General features: G+C 65.9%; 1 pseudogene. It reads right to left on the bottom strand.

Annotated elements, in window-relative coordinates:
- Positions 1-205 (bottom strand): annotated as a pseudogene (locus DM374_RS33030) (ShlB/FhaC/HecB family hemolysin secretion/activation protein); the annotation flags it as partial.

The raw sequence follows: 205 nt of genomic DNA, 5'->3' as shown, positions 1-205 counted from the left end.
CAGGCTGAAACGGTCGGTCAGGCGTTGCAGGCGCACCAGGCTCGGGTTGATCTTGTGGAAACGGCCTTGGGTGCCGGCCGTCAGGTCGTCGATGGTCTGATTCAGCGCACCGTCGATGTTCAGGCTGCCCTGGCTCCACGCCACGGCGAAGCTGTTCACGCCGCCGCCCAGCAGGCTGTCGCGGCTGTTGCCATTAAGGGTGGCG

It is taken from the genome of Pseudomonas huaxiensis, assembly GCF_003231275.1.
GTDB classification, from domain to species: domain Bacteria; phylum Pseudomonadota; class Gammaproteobacteria; order Pseudomonadales; family Pseudomonadaceae; genus Aquipseudomonas; species Aquipseudomonas huaxiensis.
The sequence above is the reverse complement of the archived record's forward strand: the minus strand, read 5'-3'. Positions and strand labels throughout refer to the sequence as shown.